We start from the raw sequence: 21,983 nt of genomic DNA, 5'->3' as shown, positions 1-21,983 counted from the left end.
CATACGAACGAGTGATGCACCGACCCCGGACCGCCACCCGCCACCGTGGCACCACGACCGGGTTGCGGTGGTGCCACCGTAGTGCCATAGTGGTGCCATGGACTTGACGCCGTACGTCGACAACCTCCGCCGGGAGCTCGCCACCGCCGCCGAGGCGGGCGGCGCGGAGGCACGGGCACTGGCCGAACGACTCGTCGCCCCGCTGGAGTCGGCGGTGCGGTTGACGCTGTTGGAAGCCCTTTCCACGGCCGTGGACGAGATCACGCGCGACCTCGCGCCGGGATCGGTCGACGTGCGGTTGCGCGGCCGTGACCCCGAGTTCGTCGTCTCGGTGCCGGACGACGCCACGTCGAGCCAGGATGATGCCATCGAGGTGCCACCGGTGGTGTCCGAAGAGGGCGCGGTGGCGCGGATCAACCTGCGCCTGCCCGAGCACCTGAAGCTCCGGGTCGAGGAGGCCGCGGCCCGCGAAGGCGTCTCCGTCAACGCCTGGCTGGTGCGGGCCGCCGCGGCCGGGCTCGGCCACGGCGGCGGCCGGGCGACCGGACGGGGCTCCTCCGCCCAGCGCTACACCGGCTGGGTCCGCTAGCCCGCAACACCGCTACCAGCACAAACACCGATCAGACTCACTCCGAGGGGACAGCCATGCCTTCTTTCGCCACGCCCGGACCCATCACGCTCGACGTCGACATCGCCGCCGGCAGCGTCCTCATCGCCGCCTCCGACCGGGACGACACCGTGGTCGAGGTCCAGCCCGCCGACCCGGACAACACCAAGGACGTCACGACCGCCGAGGGCACCTCGGTCGACTTCGCCGCGGGCCGCCTCACCATCAAGACACCCCGATCACGCGGCATCTTCGGGAAAACCGGCACCGTCGACGTCGTGGTGCGGCTGCCGACCCGCTCCCAGGTCGTCGCGAACGGCGGGCTCGCGGACTTCCGCGCCGAGGGCACGTTGGGCGAGTGCCGCCTCAAGACGTCCGCCGGCCACATCAGGCTCCAGGACACGGCCGCGCTCAAGGCCTCCACCTCGCACGGTGACGTGGCGGTCGAGCTGGTCGCCGGTCGCGCCGAGCTGACGACCGGCTCGGGCGAGCTGCGCGTCGACCGGCTCGACGGCTCCGGCACGGTGAAGAACTCGAACGGCGCGACCCGGATCGGCGAGGTCACCGGCGACCTGAAGGTCGGCGCCGCCAACGGCGACATCTTCGTCGGCCACGCCGGCGGGGACGTGCACGCCAAGACGGCCAACGGCCGCATCCGCGTCGACGAGGTCGTGCGCGGCTCCGTGGTCATGGAGACCTCGGCCGGCGAGCTGGCGGTCGGCATCCGCGAGGGCACGGCCGCCTGGCTGGACGTGCGCGCCATCGCCGGCCGCGTGCGCAACGAGCTGACCAGCGCCGACGCGCCGGGCGAGGCCGAGGAGCGGGTCGAGGTGCGCGCCCGCACGTCCCTGGGGGACATCGTCATCCACCGCGCGTAAACACAACACCATTGGGGGAAAACAACAATGTGGGACACCAACCCGCAGCAGTTCTGGCTGCGCGGAGAACGGCCGGAGCACGTCGTGTCGTACGACGAGCAGCTCGGCTTCTGGAACGTCTACGGCCACCCGGAGTCCGTCGAGGTCCTCGGCGACTGGGCCCGGTTCTCGTCCGACACGACGCGGCTGCTCCCGGCGACCGACGAGTCGCTGACCGAGGGCAACATCATCCAGCTCGACCCGCCGACGCACCGCAAGCTGCGCCGCCTGGTCACGCACGCGTTCACGCCGAAGGTCGTGGCCGACCTCGAAACCCGCATCACGGAACTCACCGGCGAACTGCTCGACGACGTCACGGAGCACGACTTCGAGCTGGTCCGCGACCTCGCCTACCCGTTGCCGGTGATCGTGATCGCCGAACTGCTGGGCGTGCCGAGCAGCGACCGCGGCCTGTTCAAGCTGTGGGTGGACAAGATGTTCGAGAGCACCAACCAGTTCTCGCTCAAGGACGACGAGGCCAAGCAGCAGGAGGAGTTGCGCGACAGCGTCGAAGCCATCCGACCGCTGCTCGACTACCTGGGCGAGCACGCCGCGCAGTGCCGTCGCACGCCGCGCCCCGGCCTGCTCAGCGACCTCGTCCACGCCGAAGTGGACGGTGAGCGCCTGACCGACGCGCAGGTGGTGAACTTCGCGGCCGTCCTGCTGGTGGCGGGCCACATCACCACCACCATGCTGCTCGGCAACACCGTGCTGGCGCTCGACGCCCACCCGGACCAGTTCGCGATGGTCCGCCGGGACCGCGCGCTCGTCCCGGCCGCCATCGAGGAGTCGCTGAGGTTCCTCACCCCGTTCGCGGCGGTCGCCCGCGTCACGAACAAGCCGGAGACGCTCGGCGGCGTCGAGATCCCCGCCGACCAGATGCTGTTGCTGTGGGTGGGCGCGGCCAACCGGGACGCGCGCCAGTTCGCGAACCCGGACGTCCTCGACATCACCCGCGATCCCAACCCCCACCTGGGCTTCGGCCGCGGCATCCACTTCTGCCTCGGCGCGCCGCTGGCCCGGTTAGAGGGTCGGCTCGCGCTGAACGTCCTGTTCGACCGCTTCCCGAAGCTGCGCACGGACCCCGACCGGCGGCCGACGTTCATGCCCTCGCCGAACCTCACCGGCGTGCAGTCCCTGCCGCTGCTCACCGACTAGAAGGAGACGACCCATGGCGATCACCGCCACCGGTCTGCGCAAGTCCTACGGTGACCACGTCGTGCTCGACGGCCTCGACCTGCGGGTCGAGCCCGGCACGGTGTTCGCCCTGCTCGGCCCCAACGGCGCGGGCAAGACCACGACCGTCCAGATCCTGTCCACGCTCATCACCGCCGACGGCGGCCGGGCGGAGGTCGCGGGCCACGACGTCGCCCGCGAGCCGGCCGGTGTCCGCGCGGCCATCGGCGTCACCGGCCAGTTCTCCGCCGTGGACAACCTGCTCACCGGCGAGGAGAACCTCCGGCTGATGGCGGACCTCGCCCACCTGGACCGCCGGGAGGGACGCCGCCGCACCGCGCGGCTGCTGGAGCAGTTCGACCTCGTCGAGGCGGCGAAGAAGCCCGCCGCCACCTACTCCGGCGGCATGCGACGGCGCCTGGACCTGGCGATGACGCTGGTCGGCGACCCGAAGCTGATCTTCCTGGACGAGCCGACCACCGGCCTGGACCCGCGCAGCAGGCACGCCATGTGGCAGGTCATCCGCGGCCTGGTCGCGAACGGCGTCACGATCTTCCTCACCACCCAGTACCTGGAGGAGGCCGACGAGCTCGCGGACCGGATCGCCGTGCTCAACGGCGGCCGGCTCGTCGCCGAGGGCACCGCGACCGAGCTGAAGCGGCTGATCCCCGGCGGGCACGTGCGGCTGCGGTTCGCCGACGCGCACACGCTCGACCTCGCCGCCAAGGCGCTCGGCGACTCCTCCCGCGACGACGAGGGCCTGACCCTCGACGTGCCCGGCGACGGTGGCGTGCACCAGCTGCGGGCGCTGCTCGACCGGCTGGACGACGCCGCGGTCGACGTGCAGGACCTGTCCGTGCACACGCCGGACCTCGACGACGTCTTCTTCGCCTTGACCACCGAGAGGACCGTGCGGCGATGAGCACCATGGCCATCCGCGACACGACCACCATGCTGCGCCGCAACCTGCGGCACATGCAACGCTTCCCGATGATGTCGATCGGCACGATCGGCATGCCGGTGCTGATGATGCTGCTGTTCGTGCACGTGTTCGGCGGCTCGCTCGACACCACGATCCCCGGCGGCGCGTCCTACGTGGACTACCTGGTGCCCGGCATCCTGGTGATGGCCGTCGGCGCCGGCGCCGCGTGGACGTCGGTGAACATCAACACCGACATGGGCGAGGGCATCATCGCCCGGTTCCGCACCATGGCGATCTCCCGCTACTCGGTGCTGACCGGGCAGGCGCTGAGCAGCCTGCTCAACACGGTCCTCAGCCTGGCGCTGGTGATCGGCGTGGCGCTGCTCAACGGGTTCCGCCCGTCGGCGGGCCTCACCGACTGGCTCGCCGCGACCGGGCTGCTGGTGCTCATCGCGTTCGCGTTCACGTGGCTGGGCATCGCCTTCGGCATGGGCGCGAAGACGGTCGCCGGCGCCAACAGCTCCGCGCTGCCGCTGCAGTTCCTGCCGTTCATCAGCAGCGCGTTCGTGCCGACCGACTCGATGTCGAGCGGGCTGGCGTGGTTCGCCGAGCACCAGCCGTTCACGCCGATCACCGACACCCTGCGCGGGCTGCTCATCGGCACGCCGATCGGTGACAGCGGGTACTGGGCGGTCGGCTGGTGCCTCGTGCTCAGCGCCGTCGGCTACGCCAGGGCGCGGGTCCTGTTCAACCGCGACCCGTCGCGCTGAGCCTCCGCCGGCCCGGCTCGGCCCCGCCCGGCTCGGCCCCGCCCTGCTGAGGGCGGGGCCGAGCGCCGTGACCCGTGGTCGAACGCCTGTTCGATCCGTCCACACCTGGGGACAACCCTGTGGACAACTCAGTTCTGGCTGGTCAACGCCTGTGCATGGGCGAGCAGTTCGTCCACCGACCACTGGTCGTACGCGTGTTGTCCACGCTTCTCCGCGACGACCGTGCCGTCCGGCGCGATGAGGAAGTCGGCGGGCAGGCCGAGCCGACCGCCTTCCGGCTTGGGCAGCGGACGGCGACCGCGCAGCACCGGGCCGAGGTCGCGCACGACGCCGCGGACGATCGCGCCCCACGCGCGCGGGTCGAGCACCGAACGCGGCGCGGACTCCACGCCGAACTCGACGTACAGCCGCTTCTCCGGGTCGCCGACCACGGCGAACGGCAGGTCGGCGGCGTGCGGGCGCAGCTCGGCGGCCGAGGAGTGGAACACGACCACCTCGGTGACGCCGCGCGCGGTGATCTCGTCGTGCCGCTGGACGATCGACCGCAGGTGCAGGTTGCACACCGGGCAGCCGGCGAAGCGGCGGAACTGGAGGTGGACCAGGTTTCGCGGGTCGGGCACCCGCACCGTGCCACCGAGCACGGCTTCCCATTCACGTGCGCTGACTTTCACGGCATCCCCCTCGGCGACGTAAGCGTGCGCTGTACGCTCACCCAAGCTATGCGCGTAACTTGTACGCTGTCAAGCGCCATGCCACGCCCGAAGTCGCTGACCACGTCCGCGCTCGCCGCCGCCACGCTCACCGTCCTGGACCGGGACGGGCTGGCGGCGCTGTCGATGCGCGCCGTCGCCGCCGAGCTGGGCATGGGCACGATGTCGCTGTACCGGTACGTCGCCGACCGGGACGAGCTGGAAGCCCTCGCGGTCGAGCACGCGGTGTCCGGAGTGGACACCGTGCCGCCGAAGGCGTTGTGGGACAAGCAGATCGCGGTCCTCGTCGAACGGGTCCGCGCGGCGATCGCCGAACACCCCGCCGTCGTGCCGCTCACGATGGCGCACCGGCACCGGTGCCCGAGCCTGCTGCGCTGGGCGGAGGCCGTGCTGGGGGTGCTGACCAAGGCCGGTTTCACCGGCGAGCAGCGGGTCATCGCGTTACGCGCGCTGCTGAGCTACCTCATCGGCGCGACCGAGACCGAACACCGCAGCCCGCTGTCGGGCCTGGGCACGGACGCGATGTCCAGGATGGGCGAGGCGTACCCGCTGCTGGCCGAAACCGCCGCCACCGCGCGGGCGATCCCGCCGGACATCGAGTTCCGCCGTGGCCTGGACGTGGTGCTGAGCGGCCTGCGCCGCCCGTGAGCGGCCACATTTCCGCTGGTGTGGCCGGTGCGGAGGCCGAAGCCGACCTCGACCTCCGCACCGAACGCGACGAACACGGAGTTGCGCTCCGAGCGTGGCGTCGACGCCTCTTTCCGGCGCGGAGTCGACTCCCGCTGCGTCTCCAGGTCAGGTTCGCCGATGAGAGGGCTCGCCCCTCTCGTCCCGTCCACCACCGCGGATGTGGACGGGAAGTCTTCACGCGGTCCGCTCGTCCTCGTCGGGCAGTTCGAGCAGTTCTTCGAGCACGTGCGTGGCCGGGCCGTGCCGACGCCACGAGAAACGGCTGGGCGACAGGACGTTCACCTCGTCGGCGGGCATCCGCATCGCCACCGCGTCGTCCTCGGTGTGCAGGCGCACGACGTCGATCACCGCGTCGTGCGCCCGAACACCGACCACCGCCGCCAGCTCTCCCCTGGCATCGCGCGGGTGGAGGAACTGGAACCCCCGCGCGATCAACTCGCGAAGCTGGAACGTCGTCCGCGAGGGGTGGTCAGTCGACGAGGTCATCGAACTCCCCGTCCCGGGCCCCGGCCACGAAAGCGGCCATCTCCGCTCGGGTGTAGACGAGCGCCGGGCCTTCGGGGAACCGGGAGTTGCGCATCGCGATCTCACCGCCGTCCGTCACGGCGAACTCGACGCAGTTGCCGATCGCGTCGCTGTAGGAGCTCTTGGTCCACGTGACGCCGGTCAGGTCGGCCGCGGACATGCCGTTGTGAACCTTGGTGGCCATCGACTCACCTTCCAAGCCAGAGATGCATCTGCACGTGCATCCGGTTGTGCACGGACGGTAGCACCGGCTGGTGCACGGGTAAATGCACGTGCAGATGCAGAGCGTGAATCCCACCCGGACGGACGACAACTACAGCTCAGCCCGCCGTTTTGCGAGCATTTGTCGACTCCGGTCCGGCGTCTCCGCGTCCACCGTCAGCCGGTCGAAGACCCGGCTGTAGATCTCCAGCTCTTCGAGTTTGTCCAGGTAGAGGGCACCGGCGAGGTGTTCGAGGTACACGATGTCCGGCAGGTCGGGCTCACCGAAGCGCAGCATCGCGAAGGGACCCTTCGCCGCGTAACCGGCCAAAGGGAAAGGCACTATCTGGAGGGTGACGGGCCCGTCTTTGGTCACGCTGAGCAAGTGTTCGATCTGGTTGAGCAGGACTTGGCGGCCGCCGATCGCCCGATAAAGCACCGATTCGTCGATCACGGCCCACACTCTCGGGGCACCCGGCCGCGCCAGGATCTTCTGCCGCTGCATCCGCAACGACACCCGCCGCCGCACCTCGGGCGTCACCAGCTCCGACCGGCCGTGGCTCGCGATCGCCGTCGCGTAGTCCTCGGTCTGCAGCAGACCGGGCACGAACTGCGTCTCGTAGATCAGGATCCGCGCCGCCGCCTCCTCCAGGCCCACGTAGTCGTGGAACCAGTCGGGCATCAGGTCGGTGTAGCGGTGCCACCAGCCCGGCGAGTTGGACCGGCGGACCATGTCGAGGAACTTCGCCCGCTCGCCCGCGTCGTCGACGCCGTACATGGTCAGCAGGTCGTTCACGTCGCGTTCCTTCAGGCCGACGCGACCCAGCTCCATCCGGCTGATCTTCGACTCCGAGCCGCGGATCGCGTAGCCGGCGTCCGCCCGGCTGATCTCCGCCGCCTCGCGCAGCCGGCGCAGCTGGGCGCCGAGCACGATGCGCAGAGCGGTCGGACCGCTCTCCCTCTCCGGCGTCGACTCTCCCGTCGCCATCGCCGTTCCTCCCGACCGTCGTGCCTGTCCCACCCGATCAGCGGTTGCGCCCGGGGAGGGCCGACTCGCATCGTCACTGAACGTACACCCATGATCTTGCCCGGTCAGATGCACGAGGCTCACTCACGCGTTGAGCCCATACCCTTACGCTGAGCGGACTGTGACGCGGTGCACACAACATCACTCCCATCCCCGTAATGCGAGGTCACCACAATGCCGGGTACGTCCTCGGACGCCGCCGCCCCCGTCTACATCGACACCACCAAGGCCAGCATCGCCAGGGTCTACGACGCCTTCCTCAACGGCAAGGACAACTACGAGATCGACCGCGAGGTGCTGCGTCGCGTGCAGCAGATCGCGCCCGAGGCGGCCACCCTCGCGGTGGACAACCGCAGCTTCCTGATCCGCGCCACCCGGTTCGTCGCGAGCCAGACGGGCATCAACCAGTTCCTCGACTGCGGGTCCGGGCTGCCCACCGCGGAGAACACCCACCAAGTGGCCCAGCGGATCAACCCGGATGCACGAGTCGTGTACGTCGACAACGACCCGGTGGTGCTGGCGCACGGCCGCGCGCTGCTGGAGGAGAACGACCAGACGCACTTCTCCGCCGCCGACATCTTCAACCCGCACGAGATCCTGAACGACGAGGTCGTGCGCAAGCACATCGACTTCACCGAGCCGATCGCGCTGTTCCAGATGGGTACGCTGCACCACTACAACGGCGACACGCCGTCGTCGGCCGAGATCATGGCCGAGTACATCGAGGCACTGCCGTCCGGCTCGTACGTGGCGATCTCGCACTTCCTCGACCCGGAGACCGAGGAGCACTCCGCCATCGCGCGGCGCATGGAGCAGACGTTCCTGCACTCGCCGATGGGCAGCGGGCGGTTCATCACCAGGCGTGAGATGCACGAGCTGTTCCACGGCCTGGAGCTGGTCGAGCCGGGGCTGGTCATCTGCGCGGACTGGTGGCCGGACGGGCCGCGGCTCAAGGAGCTCGACTCGGTGAGCTACTGCATCGCGGGCGCGGTGGGCCGCAAGCCCTGAAGCCGTCGCGCGCGACGGTGGTGGACGGGGAAGTCCTCGCCCACCACCAGGTTCCGCCTGCGCTCAGCGCGTGAAGAAGTCGACGAGGACCGGGACCGTCGCCTTGGGCTTGACCATGTGGGTCTGGCCGGGCAGCACGGTCAGCTCGCCGTGCGGCAGGGCCGACGCCAGGTGCCGCTGCGCGTTGCGCAGGTACTCCGGGCTCTTCCCGCCGGCGATCACCAGCGCGGGCGCCTGCGCGCCGGACCACCGGTCGGCGGGCGGCGGCGTGCCCCGCTGGAACTCGCCGACCAGCGCGAAGTCGTTCGGCAACGTGTGCGCGACGCCCTTGAGCTTCCGCCACGGCGGCATGACCTGGAGCACCGCGACGAAGAAGCCCGGCGTGCCGACGTACCGCATGAACAGCTTGACCGCGTCGCCACGGCGTCCTTCCGCGACCGCGCGTTCCACGCGTGCGGGCAGATCCTCGGCCATCGGCTCGCGCGTCCGGTCGATGGTCATCGGCGACTCGTAGATGGCGATCCGCTCGGCGTTGACGCCCCGGTGCGCGGCCTCGGCGACCAGCGTGCCGCCGGAGGACATGCCGAACAGGTGCGCCGACCCGCCCGCCTCCTCGATCAGCGCGGCGATGTCCTCGACCTCGCGCTCGACGTCGTACGGCGTGCCGCCGCCGCTCTCGCCCCGGCCGCGCCGGTCGTAGGTGTAGACGGTGAAGTGCTCGGACAACGCCTCGGCCACCGCTTTCGAGGGCCCGAAGGCCCGGTAGCACAACGCGCCGTCCACGATGATCAACGCCGGTCCGGAACCGATGCGCGAGAACGCGATCGCGGTGCCGTCCTTGGATACGACCTGTCCCATGATGTGCTCTGTCCTTCAGCTCTCGGAGCGCAGCTTCGCCGCGACGGCGGACACCCACAGCCAACCCACCACGGCGCCGCCGTACAGCAGGACCGTGCCCGATCCGGTGCCCAGGAAGGGCATCGGCGCGAGCGACAGCACGCCCGCGGCCACGCTCGCCCGCGCCCACGGCCCCGTCCACTTCCGCGCCAGCACGAAGAACGACGCCACCAGCGCCGGGAACGCGACGAAGAACGCCACGCCGTGCAGCACGCCGTGCCACGACAGCTCCGCCGGCTGGCCCTCCGGCGCGCCGGCCGGGAAGCCGAACGCCGGGTCGGCCACGAACACGCCGCCGCCGATCATGCCGACCGCGAAGACCCCGATCAGGACCGGCACGACCCGGCCGACCGCGCCGGTGCGGTGCGCGCCCACCGCGGCGGCCAGGAACATCAGTCCGGTGAGGACGAAGTTCGCGATCTGGAGCCAACCGCCGTCGCCGAGGGAGAGGAAACTGAACGGGTGGCGGATCAGGTCGAAGCCCTCGCGGGTGAACGCCTGGGCGAAGCCGGTGACCAGGTAGAGCGGGCCGGCCAGGACGCCGCAGCCCAGCAGGAGCCTGGTGGTGGCGGCGCGGGTGTCGTTGTGCCGCAAGGTGGTCGTGCTCATGCCAGGTCTCCCATCCAGGTCGACCAGGTCCGCTCGTCGCGGTGGTCGGCGGTGAACACGTGGTGCATGGCGGTGAGGACGCCGGGCAACCCCTGGAAGAAGCGGTACATCGCGTTCTCGGTGCGGACGCCGGCGGTCTGGGCGTTGGCGAAGTAGACGACGCCGCGCTCGCCGTCCAGGGTGACGAGGTCGCCGGTCCTCGGCGCGTGGTCCAGGCCGAGCTTGCGGCCGAGCGCCTGCCACGTCGCCGGCCAGTCCGTCACCGGCGGGCCGAAGGCGGTGAGCGGACGGGCGGTGCGGCCCGCGAAGTGGCGCAGGTAGGTGACGAGGGTCTGCCAGAACATCTCGCCGCCCGCGGTCATGGCCTCGAACTCGTCCTCCCAGTCGTCGCCGGGCAGGAAACCGCTCGCGACCATGCGCAGGACCGTGCTGCCCTGCTCGCGGCCCTCGACCAGGAACTCGTAGGCGATGAACCGGCCGTCGGGCTCCTGCTCGCCGCCGTACGCCAGGTGCTTGCCGGGTTCCCAGGCGGTGACCCGGTGCGCGGGCTGGTAGGCGCCGAACGCCTGCCGGACGACGGCGCCCGGCTCCACCTCGTTGGAGCCCATGAACCAGGAGTCGATGCCGGGGCCGGTGGCGATGGCCTCCCAGACCTGCTCCGGCGTCACGCCGTCCAGCTCGACCTCGTTGACGCCTTCGAACGCGTGACCCATCGTCACTCCTTCGGGATGCTGGGGTGGACGGCGACGACGACGCGGTGCGCGCGTCCGCCGGTCGCGGATTCGTCGTGGTACTTGGCGACCAGGGTCGTGACGGCGGTGGCCAGCTCTTCGGCGAACGCCGCGCGGTCGGCGGCGGTGGCGAAGCGGACCTCGCCGTCCAGCGCGAAGGTGGCGACCTTCTTGTCCGCCTTGGCGGCGCCGGTGAGGAGGTTGCCGACGTCGCGGACCAGCCGTGCGGCGACGGCCAGGAGCCAGCGGGCCGACAGGCGGTCGGGCGCGCGTTCCGGGTCGGGTTGGACGGCGGCGAGCGCCGTGGGCGAGATGACGTAGGACGCGGCGGTGGCGCGCATGACGCGTTCGGTCATGTTGCCCTTGCGGCGTTCCTCGGCCAGCTCCACCAGCCCGTGCTGCTCCAGGGTGCGCAGGTGGTAGTTGACCTTCTGCCGGGGCAGGCCGATCTTGGCCGCCAGCATGGTCGCCGAGCTCGGCTCGGCCAGTTCGGCCAACAACCTCGCCCGCACCGGGTCCAACGAGACCTCGGCCGTCGCCGGGTCTTCGATCACTGCCACGTCAAGCATGGCGCAACCTTCTCACCGACAACTTCCCCCGTCAAGACAAACTTTCTTGTCGGTCCCGCGTGTCCTACGTTCGCGTCACGCGTGTCCTACGTCCAGAACACCCGAGTTGAACGTTCAGAACACGGCTGGCTGTTCTGAGCGTTCAACTCGGGGTACGCGAACGTAGGACACGCGCGTTCTGAACGTAGGACACGCGCGTTTGCGGAAGGGAAGGGTGGTGCGTGGGTGGTGCGGTGCGGAACGGTCAGAGGGGGAGTCGGTAGGTGTCTGGGCCTTGCTCGAAGTCCAGCAGGCGGCGCTTGCGCTCCAGGCCGCCGCCGTAGCCGGTGAGGTCGCCGTTCGCGCCGACCACCCGATGGCACGGCACGATGATCCCGATCGGGTTGCGGCCGTTGGCCAGCCCGACGGCCCGCGCGGCCGACGGACGGCCGAGCCGCTGCGCCAGCTCCCCGTACGTCACGGTCTCGCCGTACGGGATCTCGCCCAACGCCCGCCACACGGTCCGCTGGAACGGCGTCCCGATCGGGTCCAACGGCAGGTCGAACACCGTGCGCGTGCCCGCGAAGTACTCGGCCAGCTGCACGATCACGTCGCCGAACGGCGAGGCGTCCTCCGGCCCGAACGTGTCGTCCGCCGGCCGGTGTCGCTGCTCGGTCATGTACAGACCAGACAGCACGTCGTCGTGCGCGACCAGCGTGAGCGGTCCGACGGGGCTGTCGACGGTGGTGTGGCTCATCGGTCGAACGTCCTTTCAGGCGGGCAGCCGGTTGACCGCGTGGTCACCGGTGGCCCAGAGGTACTGGACGGCGTAGGCGCGCCAAGGGCGCCACGCCTGGGCTCGCCGCACGAGGGCGGCGGGGGTGTCGGGCAGGCCGAGGGCGCGGGCGGCGCTCCGGATGCCGAGGTCGGTCGGCGTGAACGCGTCGGGGTCGCCGAGCGCCCGCATCGCGATCACCTCGACCGTCCACGGCCCGAACCCGGGCAGCGCCAGCAGGTCGGCCCGCGCCTTCGCCCAGTCGGCGCCGACGCCGAGGTCGAGCGAGCCGTCGGCCAACGCCTCGACCAACGCGCGGAACGCGGTCTTGCGCGCCTGTGGCATGGCCAGCACGGCGGGGTCCAGGGCCGCCAACGCCGACGGCGTCGGGAACAGGTGCGTCAACCCGCCGTCCGCGATCGGCTCGCCCGCCGCGAGCACCAGCCGACCGGCGTGCGTGCGGGCGGCGGACGTGGACACCTGCTGGCCGAGCACGGCGCGCACCGCGAACTCGGCGGCGTCCACCGTGCCGGGCACGCGCCGTCCCGGACCGGCGTCGACCACGGGCGCGAGCAGCGGGTCCGAGCGCAGCTGCTCGTCCACGGCGACCGGGTCGGCGTCGAGGTCGAGCATCCGGCGGCACCGGGCGATGGCGATCGACAGGTCGCGCAGGTCGCTCAACGCCAGCGTGCACGCCACGTGGTCGTCCCGCGGCGACAACGTCACCACGGCGTGCCCGTGCGGCAGCCGCAACGTCCGCCGGTACGCGCCGTCACGCCACTCCTCCACCCCCGGCACGCCGGTCGCGGCGAGGTGGCCGAACAGGTTGTCGGGCCGCAGCGGCGCGCGGAACGGCAGCCGCAGCGACAGCACGCCCGGCGTGTCGGGCGCGGGCCGCCGGCGGGTCCGCAGGTCGGTCGGCGACAGCGCGAACACCTCGCGCACCGTCTCGTTGAACGCGCGGACGCTGGCGAACCCGGCGGCGAGCGCGACCTCCGCCATGGGCAGCGCGGTCGTCTCGATGAGCAGCCGGGCGGTCTGCGCGCGTTGCGCCCTGGCCAACGCCAGCGGCCCCGCGCCGAGCTCGGCCAGCAGCAGCCGTTCGAGCTGCCGCACGCTGTAGCCGAGGCGGACGGCGAGCCCCGGCACGCCTTCGCGGTCCACCACCCCGTCGGCGATCAACCGCATCGCCTTCGCCACCGAGTCGGCGCGGTGGTTCCACAGCGGAGAACCGGGCGACGCGTCGGGCCGGCATCTCTTGCAAGCCCGGAATCCCGCTTGTTGCGCCGCCGCCGCACTCGGGTAGAACCGCATGTTCTCGACCTTGGGCGGCACCACCGGACAACTCGGTCGACAATAGATCCGAGTGGTCAGGACCGCGGTGAAGAACCACCCGTCGAACCGGGCGTCTTTCGACCGCACGGCTCGGGCACAACGTTCCGCGTCTTCGTGCACGGCACCAGCATCGGTCACCGCGCCGGCTCGTGGCCGGCGGAAATGCGACATGGAGGGGAACATCGCCGGACCGGTCGCGCCGCACCGCGCTGTGCGGCGCTCCCGGAGGGCGGCGACGCCCTTCGGCCGGACACCGGACTAGCTGTGCGCCGGGGCGGCGAGCCTGGCCAGCAGGTCCAGTCTCACCTCGGCCCGGTCGCGGGCTTGCGCGTCGAGCACCGTCCTCAGGATCGGGCAGACCCGTGCTTCACCGGGGACACCCCGGTCCTCACGGGCCGTGACCGGCGGACGGGTGGTCCGCACCGGGTCAACTCCGGTCGGCATGGCAGGTCGCCGCGCCGTTCCACCGAGCGGGCCGGTTCGGTGCGCATCGCTGAGAAGACCCCCAGGACCCCTCAGCGACGAACGAGCTGCCACTCGCGGTAGTTGCCTGCGAAACCACTTTGACCGGTCCCTTCGCACAACTTGTCGACGTCACCGGAACGTCCCGCTCAGCTTGTCATCGCAAGTCGTTAGGGTGGACTGAGCAGAGCACCACCGGTCGGCAAACGACCTGTTCACGCGCTCACACCCGGTTTTCCGGTCCGGAACACCGGACCTCTAGGAGGCACGCCGCGGATGGCTGGTTCCGGTCAGGGGTCAGGTCCCCGTGCCGTGTTCGCGGAGCGGTTCGCGCTGCTCTACGCGGAGGCGGGCGACCCACCTCTGAAGAAGGTGACCGAGTCGGTCGGCCGCGCGCGGCGCTCCGACGAGCGCGGTAGACCGATCAGGGCGACCGCCCAGCGGGTCAGCGACTGGCGTCGCGGCCGCAACGTGCCCGCCCGGTTCTCGGCACTCTCGGTAGTCCTCGAGGTCCTGATCGGCGAGGCCAGGAAGTCGCGCCCGCAGCCGCCGGTGGCCGGGTTGTACGACCTGGACGCGTGGCGCGCGCTGTGGGAGGAGGCGCTGGCGAGCCCGGTGTCGGCGTCCGACGACGAGGACCCGCCGAGCTCCGACGAGATCGGCGTGTGCCCCTACCGGGGATTGGCCGCGTTCCAGCCCGAGGATTCCAGTTGGTTCTTCGGCCGGGAACGCAGCACGGCCGCGTTGGTGTCCCGGTTGGGCAGTGCCGCGGAAACCGGCGGAATCGTGATGCTGGTCGGCGCCTCGGGCGCCGGTAAATCGTCATTGGTGCGCGCGGGCGTCATCCCGTCCATTCGCGACGGCGCGTTGGGGATCGCCGGTTCGACGAATTGGCCGTCGGTCGTCATCACGCCCGGCGCGGACCCGGTGAAGGAATTGGTCCGGCAGGTCCCGGAATTGGCCGAGATCGTGGACATGGCGCTCTCCCTGGACGGGATGGACCTGGACCTGGTGGCCTCCGGGCACGGTCCGGACACGTTCCTCGGGCAGACGCTGATGGGCGTGCTGCGGTTCGCCGCGCAGATCCGGGCGGCGTTCGCGGCGTACGCGGCACGGCACGGCGGCGAGCGGGTGGTGGTCGTGGTCGACCAGTTCGAGGAGGCGTTCACGCTGTCCTCGGACGAGAACCGGCTGCAGGTGTTCGTCCAGGCGCTGCACGTGGCGTGCACGCCCGCGATGCCCGGCGGCACGCCGGCCGCGCTGGTGCTGGTCGGCGTGCGGGCCGACTTCTACGGCCGCTGCCTGGCGTTCCCGGAGCTGGCCGACGCGTTGCAGGACCGGCAGATGGTGCTGGGCCCGATGACGTCGGCGGAGCTGCGGGAGGCGGTGTCGCGGCCCGCGAAGGCGGCCGGCCTGCAGCTGGAGCCGGGGCTGATCGAGCTGATGCTGCGCGACCTCGGCGTGCGCAGCGGGCGGGCGCAGGCGCGGGCGGGGCAGGGCGCGTACGACGCGGGCGCGTTGCCGCTGCTGTCGCACGCCCTGCTGGCCACCTGGCAGCGCAGGCAGGCGGGCAAGCTGACCATCGCGGGCTACCGCTCGGCGGGCGGCATCCAGGGCGCGGTCGCGGCCACCGCGGAACGGGCGTGGGCCGACCTGGCGCCGGAGGCTCAGCACGCCGCGCGGCCGTTGCTGCTGCGGCTGGTGCGCGTCGGCGAGGACACCCAGGACACCCGCCGCCGCTCCACCCGGCACGAGCTGGTCGAGCAGGCCGCGAACCGGGCCGCGGGCGAGGAGGCGCTGGAGGTGCTGGCGCGGGCCCGGCTGGTCACGCTCGACGCGGGCTCGGTGGAGATCACGCACGAGGCGCTGCTCCAGGCGTGGCCGCGGCTGCGCAGCTGGATCGACCAGGACCGGGAGGGCCAGCTGCTGCGCCAGCGGCTGGAGGAGGACGCGGCGACGTGGGCCGCCCAGGACCGCGACTCGTCGCTGCTGTACCGTGGCGCCCGGCTGGAGACCGCTCGGCACTGGGCGAACGCGGCCGGTCCCGAGGGGCTGACCGGCACCGCCCAGGACTTCCTCGCGGTCTCGATGCAGTACCGCAGGCGCGCCGCGTGGGGCAGACGCGCGGCCGTGGCGTGCGTGGTCGTGCTCGCGCTCATCGCCGCGACCGCCGCCGTGCTGGCCGTGCGGCAGCGTGACGACGCGGTGTTCCGGCAGGTGGTGGCGGAGGCGGACCGGTTGCAGGAGTCCGACCCGTCGCTGGCGGCGCAGCTCGCCCTGGTCGCGCACCGGATGCGGCCCGAGGACCGGGACGTGCAGACCCGGCTGCTGTCCACGCAGACCTCGCCGCTGGCGATCCCGCTGGTCGGGCACACCGGCCCGGTGTACCTCACCTCCTACTCCCCCGACGGGAAGTTCCTGGCCACCGCGAGCTTCGACCAGACCGTGCGGCTGTGGGACCTGCGCGACCCGGACAACCCCAAGCCGCTCGGCCCACCCCTGCCCGGGCACCGCAGCTGGGTCACCTCGGCCGTGTTCAGCCCGGACGGCAGGACCCTGGCGACGGCGGGCGACGACACCACCGTGCGGCTGTGGGACGTCAGCGACCCGGAACGCCCGCGCTCGCTCGGCGAGCCGTTGCGCGGCGGGAACGGCACCGTCTACCTCCTGGCGTTCACGCCGGACTCCCGGACGCTGGTCACCGCCAACGGCGACCGCACGGCGCGGCTGTGGGACGTGACCGACCCGGCCGAGCCGCAGCGGCTGGGCGAACCGCTCGGCGGGCACACCGAGCAGGTGCGCGCGGTCGCGGTCAGCCCGGACGGCGCGCTGCTCGCCACCGGCGGCGACGACCGGACCGTGGTGCTGTTCGACGTGCGCGACCCCGCCAACCCGAAGCAGGTCGGCGAGCCCATCACCGGGTTCGACAACACCGTGCACTCGCTGGCGTTCAGCCCGGACAGCCGCCTGCTGGCGGGTGGCAGCGAGGACCACAGCGTGCAGCTGTTCGACGTGGCGGACCCGGCGGCGCCCAAGTCCGTCGGACGGCCGCTGACCGACCACGCCGAAGGCGTGTGGTCGGTGGCGTTCAGCCCCGACGGCCGGGTGCTCGCGGCGTCCGGCGCGGACGGCACCACGCGGCTGTGGAACATCACCGACCCGGCGCACGCCACCCCGCTCGGCCGGCCGCTGACGGGCCGCAACGGCATCGTGTACGCGGTGGCGTTCAGCCCGGACGGCCGCACCCTGGCCACGGGCAGCCACGACTCGGTGGTGCGGCTGTGGTCGTTGCCGAACAGCGTGCTCATCGGGCACTCGGCGCGCACCATCGGGCCCCGCTTCACCCCCGACGACCACCACCTGGTGTCGGCCAGCGAGGACGAGTCGATCCAGGTGTGGGACGCCGAGAACCCCACCGAGTCGAGGTCGACCGCGGTGCTCTCGCACGGCGCGGGCGTGTGGTCCCTGGCGTTGAGCGACGACGGCCGGACGCTGGCCAGCGTGAGCGACAAGATGGTGCGGCTGTGGGACCTCACCGACCCGCACGATCCGAGACCGCTCGGCGAGCCGATCAAGGTGGGCACCCGCTACAGCTCGCCGGTGGCGTTCCGGCACGACGGGAGGGTCCTGGTCACCGGTTCCGACGACAACTCCGTGCAGCTGTGGGACCTCGGCGACCGTGAGCACCCGAAGCCGCTGGGCGGCGCGCTCGTCGGCCACGGCGAGTACGTGCACTACGTCGGGTTCACCCCGGACGGGAAGACGCTGGTCACGGCGAGCGCGGACCAGACGGTGCGGCTGTGGGACGTGACCGACCCGGCCACCGCCCAGCCGATCGGGCACCCGTTGACCGGGCACAGCGGCGCGGTGCGCGCGGGCGACATCAGCCCGGACGGCCGGACGCTGGCCACCGCGAGCGACGACGGCACGGTCCGGCTGTGGGACCTGACCGTGCCGAACCGGGTCAAGCCGATCGGCGGGCCGCTGACCGGTCACGTCGAGGCGGCGGTGACGGTGGCGTTCAGCCCGGACGGGCGGACGCTGGCCAGCGGTGGCGAGGACCGCACGATCCGGCTGTGGGACCTGAACGACCTCCAGCGCCCCGCCGCCGCCGGCCAGGTGCTGACCGGGCACGACGGCGGGTTGCGGGACATCACGTTCAGCCACGACGGCCGCAGGCTGGCGTCCACCAGCTCCGACAGCACGGTCCGGGTGTGGGACCTCGACCTGGAGCACGTGATCACGCGGATCTGCGTCAAGACCAAGGGCGTGCTGCCGGAGGAGCGGTGGCGCGACCACCTGCCGCAGCTGGGCTACGAGCCGCCCTGCCCCTGACCGCGGGCGGCACCCCGAACCTCCGATTGGTCCGGACCGCACCGGACCCCGGTCGGCCGGGTCGGGCGGCGGCACGAGTCCGGGCACCGTCGCCGACCTGCGGTTCGAGGTGCGTTACCGGGCGAGGCCGAGGCCTGGCGCGGGCCGGCAGAGGTGAAAACCGCTCATGGACTTCCGGTGGATCGTGACTACGTTCTACAGATCATGCGTTTACTTGCCAGGGTGGGGAGCCCGCAGGCGGCGATCACCGCGCTGACCGGGATCACCGCGCTCTACATGGGACTCGTGGTGTTCGGGAACATCACCGACTACGACACCAACCACGCGTTCGTCCAGCACGTGTTGGCGATGGACACCACGTTCGGCTCGCCGAACACCTCGTGGCGCGCGATCACCGATCCGACCGTCGTGACCGTGGCCTACCTGCTGATCATCGCCTGGGAGGCGGTCACCGCGCTGGTGCTGCTGGCCGGCCTGGTGGCCTGGCTGCGCCGCCGCGAGGAGGTGGCGCGCCGGCTGTCGTCCACGGGCTGGGTGATGCAGGCGCTGCTGTTCGGCGGCGGTTTCATCGCGATCGGCGGTGAGTGGTTCGTCATGTGGCAGTCCAAGGACTGGAACGGGCTGTCGGCCGCGTTCCAGAACTTCGTGATCGCCGCGCTCGGGCTCATCCTGCTGCACGCGAGCAAGCGCGACCGCGACTGACCGCACCCGTTCCACGCCCGGCCGGAGGCCGTCTCCCCCTCCTGACGGCCTCCGGTCGGCGTCCCCCTACTTGTCGGCCCAGAAGTCCAGCCGGTGCTCGGCCCGGTAGTCGACGCCGGTGATCGCGCCCGGCGCGAGCGACTGCACGTGCCGCCCGTGCGAGAACTCCGGCCAGTGCGGCAGGCCGTTCGAGCCGTCGCCGTTCGGGTCGCCGGTGCGGGCGAAGTCGGTCCAGTACCGGATCATCGCGTCCGACAGCTCCCGCTGCCCGCCGGTCAGCTCCTCGTCCGGGAACAGGTAGCCGATGTCGGTGCTGTGGCTCGCGCCGTTCTCCGAGGCGGCCGGGTCGGCGAACTCGAACGCGTACGTCGGCACGTGCGCGGACAGCAGCTCGTGCTGCCGGAACGTCGGCCGCGCCCACACCCGGTCGGTCAGCACCGCCGCCCACGCCCGGCTCGGGCTCTCGAACGCGCTCAACGGGTACTCCCGCGCCACCTCGCCCGCACGGTCGCCGAACGCCGCCGCGAGCAGGCGCGGGTAGTCCTCGGCGGTGACGGGACCGCGGAAGATGTCGACGATGCCCCGGTGCTCGTGCCGCGTGTTCCCGGCCAGCACGGCGACCTTCGCGACCTCGCCGGCGGCGAACGCCTCGGCGGGCACCGCCGGCAGGTCGGCGTTGCCGTAGCCGACGGGCTGGAAGATGTTCATGACCTGCGGGTGGTCCAGCAGCTCCTCGGCGGGCAGGCCGCGCAGGCAGTCGACGTCCGCGCAGCCGAGCTCGGCGGCGACCGCCTGCCCGATGCCCTCGATCTCGGCCGTGTCGCGCCAGGCGAGCCACGGCAGCGCGCCCAGGCCGGGGTACCACGCCTCCGCGGGCAGGTCGACCAGCGCGAACCCGCTGTGCGCGATCACCTTGTGGAACAGGCCGCGTGACGCCGGCGAGACCAGGTGCGCCGCCGCGGCCGACGCGCCGTAGGAGACGCCGAACAGCGTGACGTTGCCGGGGTCGCCGCCGAAGCTGGCGACGTTGCGCCGGACCCACTCCAGGGCGGCGCGCTGGTCGCGCAGGCCGAACGCGCCGGAGCCGTCCAGTCCCGGCAGGCCGAAGCCGCCGAACACGCCGAGCCGGTAGTTGAACGTCACGACCACCACGTCGCCCTTGGTGGCCAGCGCGGTGGCGTCGAAGTGGTGGCCCGCGCCGATCGCGCCGTCGCCGTGCACCCAGACCATGACCGGCCTGCGGCCCTCGGTGGACGGCGTGGTGACGTTGAGGAACAGGCAGTCCTCGTCGGTCGCCTTGGTGTCCGAGTAGGACGACCCGACCTGCGGGCACGGGTTGCCCGGCCGGGTGGCGTCCCGGACCCCGGCCCAGTCCGCCGCCGGTCGCGGCGACTGCCAGCGCAGTTCGCCCTTGGGCGGCGCCGCGTACGGGATGCCCTGGAAGACGGTGTGGTCGGCGTGCGCGACGCCGCGCACCTCGCCGTTCTCCACCCGCACGGTGTCGCGTGTGTCGTGTCGCATGTCGTTCCCCCCGCATGCCGTCACGATCAGGGCGGTTGCCGCCGTGATCAGTGCCCGCGTCCCCCGACGCATGGCTCACCCCCTCGTGGTGGCGAGCTCCACCGCGGTGAGGAGCTCGCGTTCGCAGAGGTCGAGGTCGACCTCCGGGTGATCAGCCGCCCTGGCCAGCACCCCGTTGCGCAGGGCCAGGACGAAGATCGCCATCGTGTCCGCGTCGAACTCGCGGAACTCGCCGCGCCGCTGCCCCTCCCGGAGCAGGTCGGCCATCTTGCGGTGGTCGTCGTCGGCGGTGTCCGCCGTGGACGTGTGCGGGCGGACCTGCGCCAACGCCACCATGTGCGCCCGGTGGGCGCGCATGAACCGCAGGTTGGCGCTCAGGAACGCCCGCAGCTCGCCGGCGGCGGTGTCGCCGCGGTCCATCCGCTCCAGCACGAACGCGGCGAACGTCCGCCTGACCTCCGCGCAGACCTCGTCCACCAGCTCCTGCTTGCCCTTGAAGTGGTACGAGATGAGGCCCGTGCTGCTCAGGCCCGCGCGGGCGGCGATCTGCTTGAACGAGGTCGCCCCGTAGCCGAGCTCGGCCAGCACCTCGATCGCCGCGGCGACGATCTGCGCCCGTCGTGCCTGCTCGGTCACGGACTTTGCTCGCATGAGCAAAAGTTACGGATGATGTTGGAATGAGGGAGGGCCTCCGGGTTCGGTGTGGATTGCGACGTCTACACCAAGCCCACGGAGGCCCTCGTGACCCACGCTAACGCACCGCTGACCCCGGCGGGCCGGCTGCGCCTGGCCCGGTGTGTCGTGGAATCCGGGTGGCCGCCGCGGCGGGCCGCCGAGCGGTTCCAGGTCTCACCGACCACCGCGGCCCGCTGGGCCTCCCGCTACCGCGAGCTGGGCGAGGCGGGCATGACCGACCGTTCCAGCCGCCCGCACCGAAGTCCGCGCCGCCTGCCCACCCGCCGCGAACGCCGGATCGTGAAGGTCCGCCTGGCGCGGCGGTGGGGGCCGGCCCGCATCGCCTACCTGCTCGGGTTGAACCCCCTCCACGGTGCACCGGGTGCTGCGCCGTTTCGGCCTGGCCCGTCTGGCGCACCTGGACCGGGCCACCGGTCGGGTCGTGCGTCGCTACGAACACGCCGCACCGGGCGACCTGGTCCACGTCGACATCAAGAAGCTGGGCAACATCCCCGACGGCGGCGGCCACAAAGTCCACGGCCGCTCCGAGGGCGGCCGCAACAGCTCCGCCCACCGCGACCCGGACAGGCCGCGCAAGGTCCACGGCCGACCCAACCTCGGCTACTCCTACCTGCACAACGCCGTCGACGACCACTCCAGGCTGGCCTACACCGAGATCCTGCCCGACGAGACCAGACACACCGCGGCGGCGTTCTGGACCAGGGCGCAGGCGTTCTTCCGGACCGCCGGCATCACGGTCAAGCGGGTGCTGACCGACAACGGCGCCTGCTACCGCTCACACCTGTGGCGCGACACCCTCATCCAGGCGGGCATCACCCA

Annotated in this window: 22 protein-coding genes and 1 pseudogene; 10 read left to right on the top strand and 13 right to left on the bottom strand. The window is 71.8% G+C overall.

What is annotated here, in order from left to right:
• Positions 1 to 97: 97 nt before the first annotated feature.
• The 5 genes from ADK67_RS26645 to ADK67_RS26625 are packed head-to-tail and all read left to right on the top strand — an operon-like array spanning position 98 to position 4,392.
• A complete protein-coding gene (locus ADK67_RS26645; protein WP_053719257.1) occupies positions 98 to 589 on the top strand; it encodes a toxin-antitoxin system HicB family antitoxin in 492 nt (163 codons plus the stop codon).
• 56 nt (positions 590 to 645) lie between these two features.
• Complete coding sequence (locus ADK67_RS26640; RefSeq protein ID WP_053719256.1) at positions 646 to 1,485, top strand: DUF4097 family beta strand repeat-containing protein; 840 nt, start codon at positions 646 to 648, stop codon at positions 1,483 to 1,485.
• Between the two features lie 27 nt (positions 1,486 to 1,512).
• The gene (locus ADK67_RS26635; protein WP_053719255.1) at positions 1,513 to 2,682 is read left to right on the top strand and encodes a cytochrome P450; all 1,170 of its coding nucleotides are present in this window, start codon (positions 1,513 to 1,515) and stop codon (positions 2,680 to 2,682) included.
• A gap of 13 nt (positions 2,683 to 2,695) precedes the next feature.
• Positions 2,696 to 3,622 (top strand): ATP-binding cassette domain-containing protein, encoded by a 927-nt coding sequence (locus ADK67_RS26630; protein ID WP_053719254.1) that lies wholly within the window; start codon positions 2,696 to 2,698, stop codon positions 3,620 to 3,622.
• The gene (locus tag ADK67_RS26625; RefSeq protein WP_053719253.1) at positions 3,619 to 4,392 is read left to right on the top strand and encodes an ABC transporter permease; all 774 of its coding nucleotides are present in this window, start codon (positions 3,619 to 3,621) and stop codon (positions 4,390 to 4,392) included. Before ADK67_RS26630 ends, ADK67_RS26625 begins: the two co-directional genes overlap by 4 nt.
• A 128-nt stretch (positions 4,393 to 4,520) precedes the next feature.
• Here the strand turns inward: ADK67_RS26625 and ADK67_RS26620 are convergent, their stop codons facing one another.
• Positions 4,521 to 5,063 (bottom strand): peroxiredoxin-like family protein, encoded by a 543-nt coding sequence (locus ADK67_RS26620; protein WP_053719252.1) that lies wholly within the window; start codon positions 5,061 to 5,063, stop codon positions 4,521 to 4,523.
• 78 nt (positions 5,064 to 5,141) lie between these two features.
• Here ADK67_RS26620 and ADK67_RS26615 point away from each other — a divergent pair, with 78 nt between their 5' ends.
• Positions 5,142 to 5,750 carry a TetR/AcrR family transcriptional regulator gene (locus ADK67_RS26615; RefSeq protein ID WP_053719251.1) on the top strand — a complete coding sequence of 203 codons (609 nt, stop codon included), beginning with the start codon at positions 5,142 to 5,144 and terminating at the stop codon, positions 5,748 to 5,750.
• A 216-nt stretch (positions 5,751 to 5,966) separates the two neighbouring features.
• Here ADK67_RS26615 and ADK67_RS26610 read toward each other — a convergent pair whose 3' ends face one another.
• From ADK67_RS26610 to ADK67_RS26600, 3 genes are all read right to left on the bottom strand, one after another.
• Entirely contained in the window at positions 5,967 to 6,278 is a 312-nt protein-coding gene (locus ADK67_RS26610) for a hypothetical protein (protein WP_053719250.1), read from the bottom strand.
• Positions 6,262 to 6,501, bottom strand: a complete 240-nt coding sequence (locus ADK67_RS26605; RefSeq protein ID WP_053719249.1) for a DUF397 domain-containing protein — start codon at positions 6,499 to 6,501, stop codon at positions 6,262 to 6,264. Before ADK67_RS26605 ends, ADK67_RS26610 begins: the two co-directional genes overlap by 17 nt.
• A gap of 129 nt (positions 6,502 to 6,630) precedes the next feature.
• Positions 6,631 to 7,506, bottom strand: coding sequence for a helix-turn-helix domain-containing protein (locus tag ADK67_RS26600; RefSeq protein ID WP_053719248.1), 876 nt, complete (start codon positions 7,504 to 7,506; stop codon positions 6,631 to 6,633).
• Positions 7,507 to 7,719: 213 nt separating this feature from the next.
• Here ADK67_RS26600 and ADK67_RS26595 point away from each other — a divergent pair, with 213 nt between their 5' ends.
• Complete coding sequence (locus tag ADK67_RS26595; protein ID WP_053719247.1) at positions 7,720 to 8,553, top strand: SAM-dependent methyltransferase; 834 nt, start codon at positions 7,720 to 7,722, stop codon at positions 8,551 to 8,553.
• Between the two features lie 63 nt (positions 8,554 to 8,616).
• Here ADK67_RS26595 and ADK67_RS26590 read toward each other — a convergent pair whose 3' ends face one another.
• From ADK67_RS26590 to ADK67_RS51215, 7 genes are all read right to left on the bottom strand, one after another.
• Positions 8,617 to 9,411, bottom strand: coding sequence for an alpha/beta fold hydrolase (locus tag ADK67_RS26590; protein WP_053719246.1), 795 nt, complete (start codon positions 9,409 to 9,411; stop codon positions 8,617 to 8,619).
• Positions 9,412 to 9,426: 15 nt separating this feature from the next.
• Entirely contained in the window at positions 9,427 to 10,059 is a 633-nt protein-coding gene (locus ADK67_RS26585) for a DUF998 domain-containing protein (RefSeq protein WP_053719245.1), read from the bottom strand.
• The gene (locus ADK67_RS26580; RefSeq protein WP_053719244.1) at positions 10,056 to 10,772 is read right to left on the bottom strand and encodes an SRPBCC family protein; all 717 of its coding nucleotides are present in this window, start codon (positions 10,770 to 10,772) and stop codon (positions 10,056 to 10,058) included. Before ADK67_RS26580 ends, ADK67_RS26585 begins: the two co-directional genes overlap by 4 nt.
• Positions 10,773 to 10,774: 2 nt before the next feature.
• Positions 10,775 to 11,359 (bottom strand): ArsR/SmtB family transcription factor, encoded by a 585-nt coding sequence (locus ADK67_RS26575; protein WP_197289626.1) that lies wholly within the window; start codon positions 11,357 to 11,359, stop codon positions 10,775 to 10,777.
• 244 nt (positions 11,360 to 11,603) lie between these two features.
• Positions 11,604 to 12,095, bottom strand: a complete 492-nt coding sequence (locus ADK67_RS26570; RefSeq protein ID WP_053719243.1) for a methylated-DNA--[protein]-cysteine S-methyltransferase — start codon at positions 12,093 to 12,095, stop codon at positions 11,604 to 11,606.
• Positions 12,096 to 12,110: 15 nt separating this feature from the next.
• On the bottom strand, positions 12,111 to 13,568 hold the full coding sequence (locus tag ADK67_RS26565) for a DNA-3-methyladenine glycosylase 2 (RefSeq protein ID WP_053719242.1): 1,458 nt from the start codon (positions 13,566 to 13,568) through the stop codon (positions 12,111 to 12,113).
• A gap of 138 nt (positions 13,569 to 13,706) precedes the next feature.
• Positions 13,707 to 13,892, bottom strand: coding sequence for a hypothetical protein (locus ADK67_RS51215; RefSeq protein WP_157620860.1), 186 nt, complete (start codon positions 13,890 to 13,892; stop codon positions 13,707 to 13,709).
• Between the two features lie 294 nt (positions 13,893 to 14,186).
• On the opposite strand from ADK67_RS51215, the gene ADK67_RS26560 reads away from it, so the two are divergent.
• Together ADK67_RS26560 and ADK67_RS26555 are read left to right on the top strand one after the other, a co-directional pair.
• Entirely contained in the window at positions 14,187 to 18,245 is a 4,059-nt protein-coding gene (locus ADK67_RS26560; RefSeq protein ID WP_053719241.1) for a WD40 repeat domain-containing protein, read from the top strand.
• 222 nt (positions 18,246 to 18,467) lie between these two features.
• Positions 18,468 to 18,947, top strand: coding sequence for a DUF2165 domain-containing protein (locus ADK67_RS26555; protein WP_231648365.1), 480 nt, complete (start codon positions 18,468 to 18,470; stop codon positions 18,945 to 18,947).
• Between the two features lie 66 nt (positions 18,948 to 19,013).
• Here the strand turns inward: ADK67_RS26555 and ADK67_RS26550 are convergent, their stop codons facing one another.
• Together ADK67_RS26550 and ADK67_RS26545 are read right to left on the bottom strand one after the other, a co-directional pair.
• The gene (locus ADK67_RS26550; RefSeq protein WP_053719239.1) at positions 19,014 to 20,468 is read right to left on the bottom strand and encodes a carboxylesterase/lipase family protein; all 1,455 of its coding nucleotides are present in this window, start codon (positions 20,466 to 20,468) and stop codon (positions 19,014 to 19,016) included.
• A 75-nt stretch (positions 20,469 to 20,543) separates the two neighbouring features.
• Positions 20,544 to 21,119 (bottom strand): TetR/AcrR family transcriptional regulator, encoded by a 576-nt coding sequence (locus ADK67_RS26545; RefSeq protein ID WP_063797740.1) that lies wholly within the window; start codon positions 21,117 to 21,119, stop codon positions 20,544 to 20,546.
• A gap of 90 nt (positions 21,120 to 21,209) precedes the next feature.
• Here ADK67_RS26545 and ADK67_RS26540 point away from each other — a divergent pair.
• Positions 21,210 to 21,983: pseudogene (locus ADK67_RS26540) on the top strand (IS481 family transposase); the annotation flags it as partial.

This window comes from Saccharothrix sp. NRRL B-16348, assembly GCF_001280085.1.
Lineage (GTDB): Bacteria > Actinomycetota > Actinomycetes > Mycobacteriales > Pseudonocardiaceae > Actinosynnema.
This window is presented reverse-complemented; position numbering and strand designations above follow the sequence as displayed.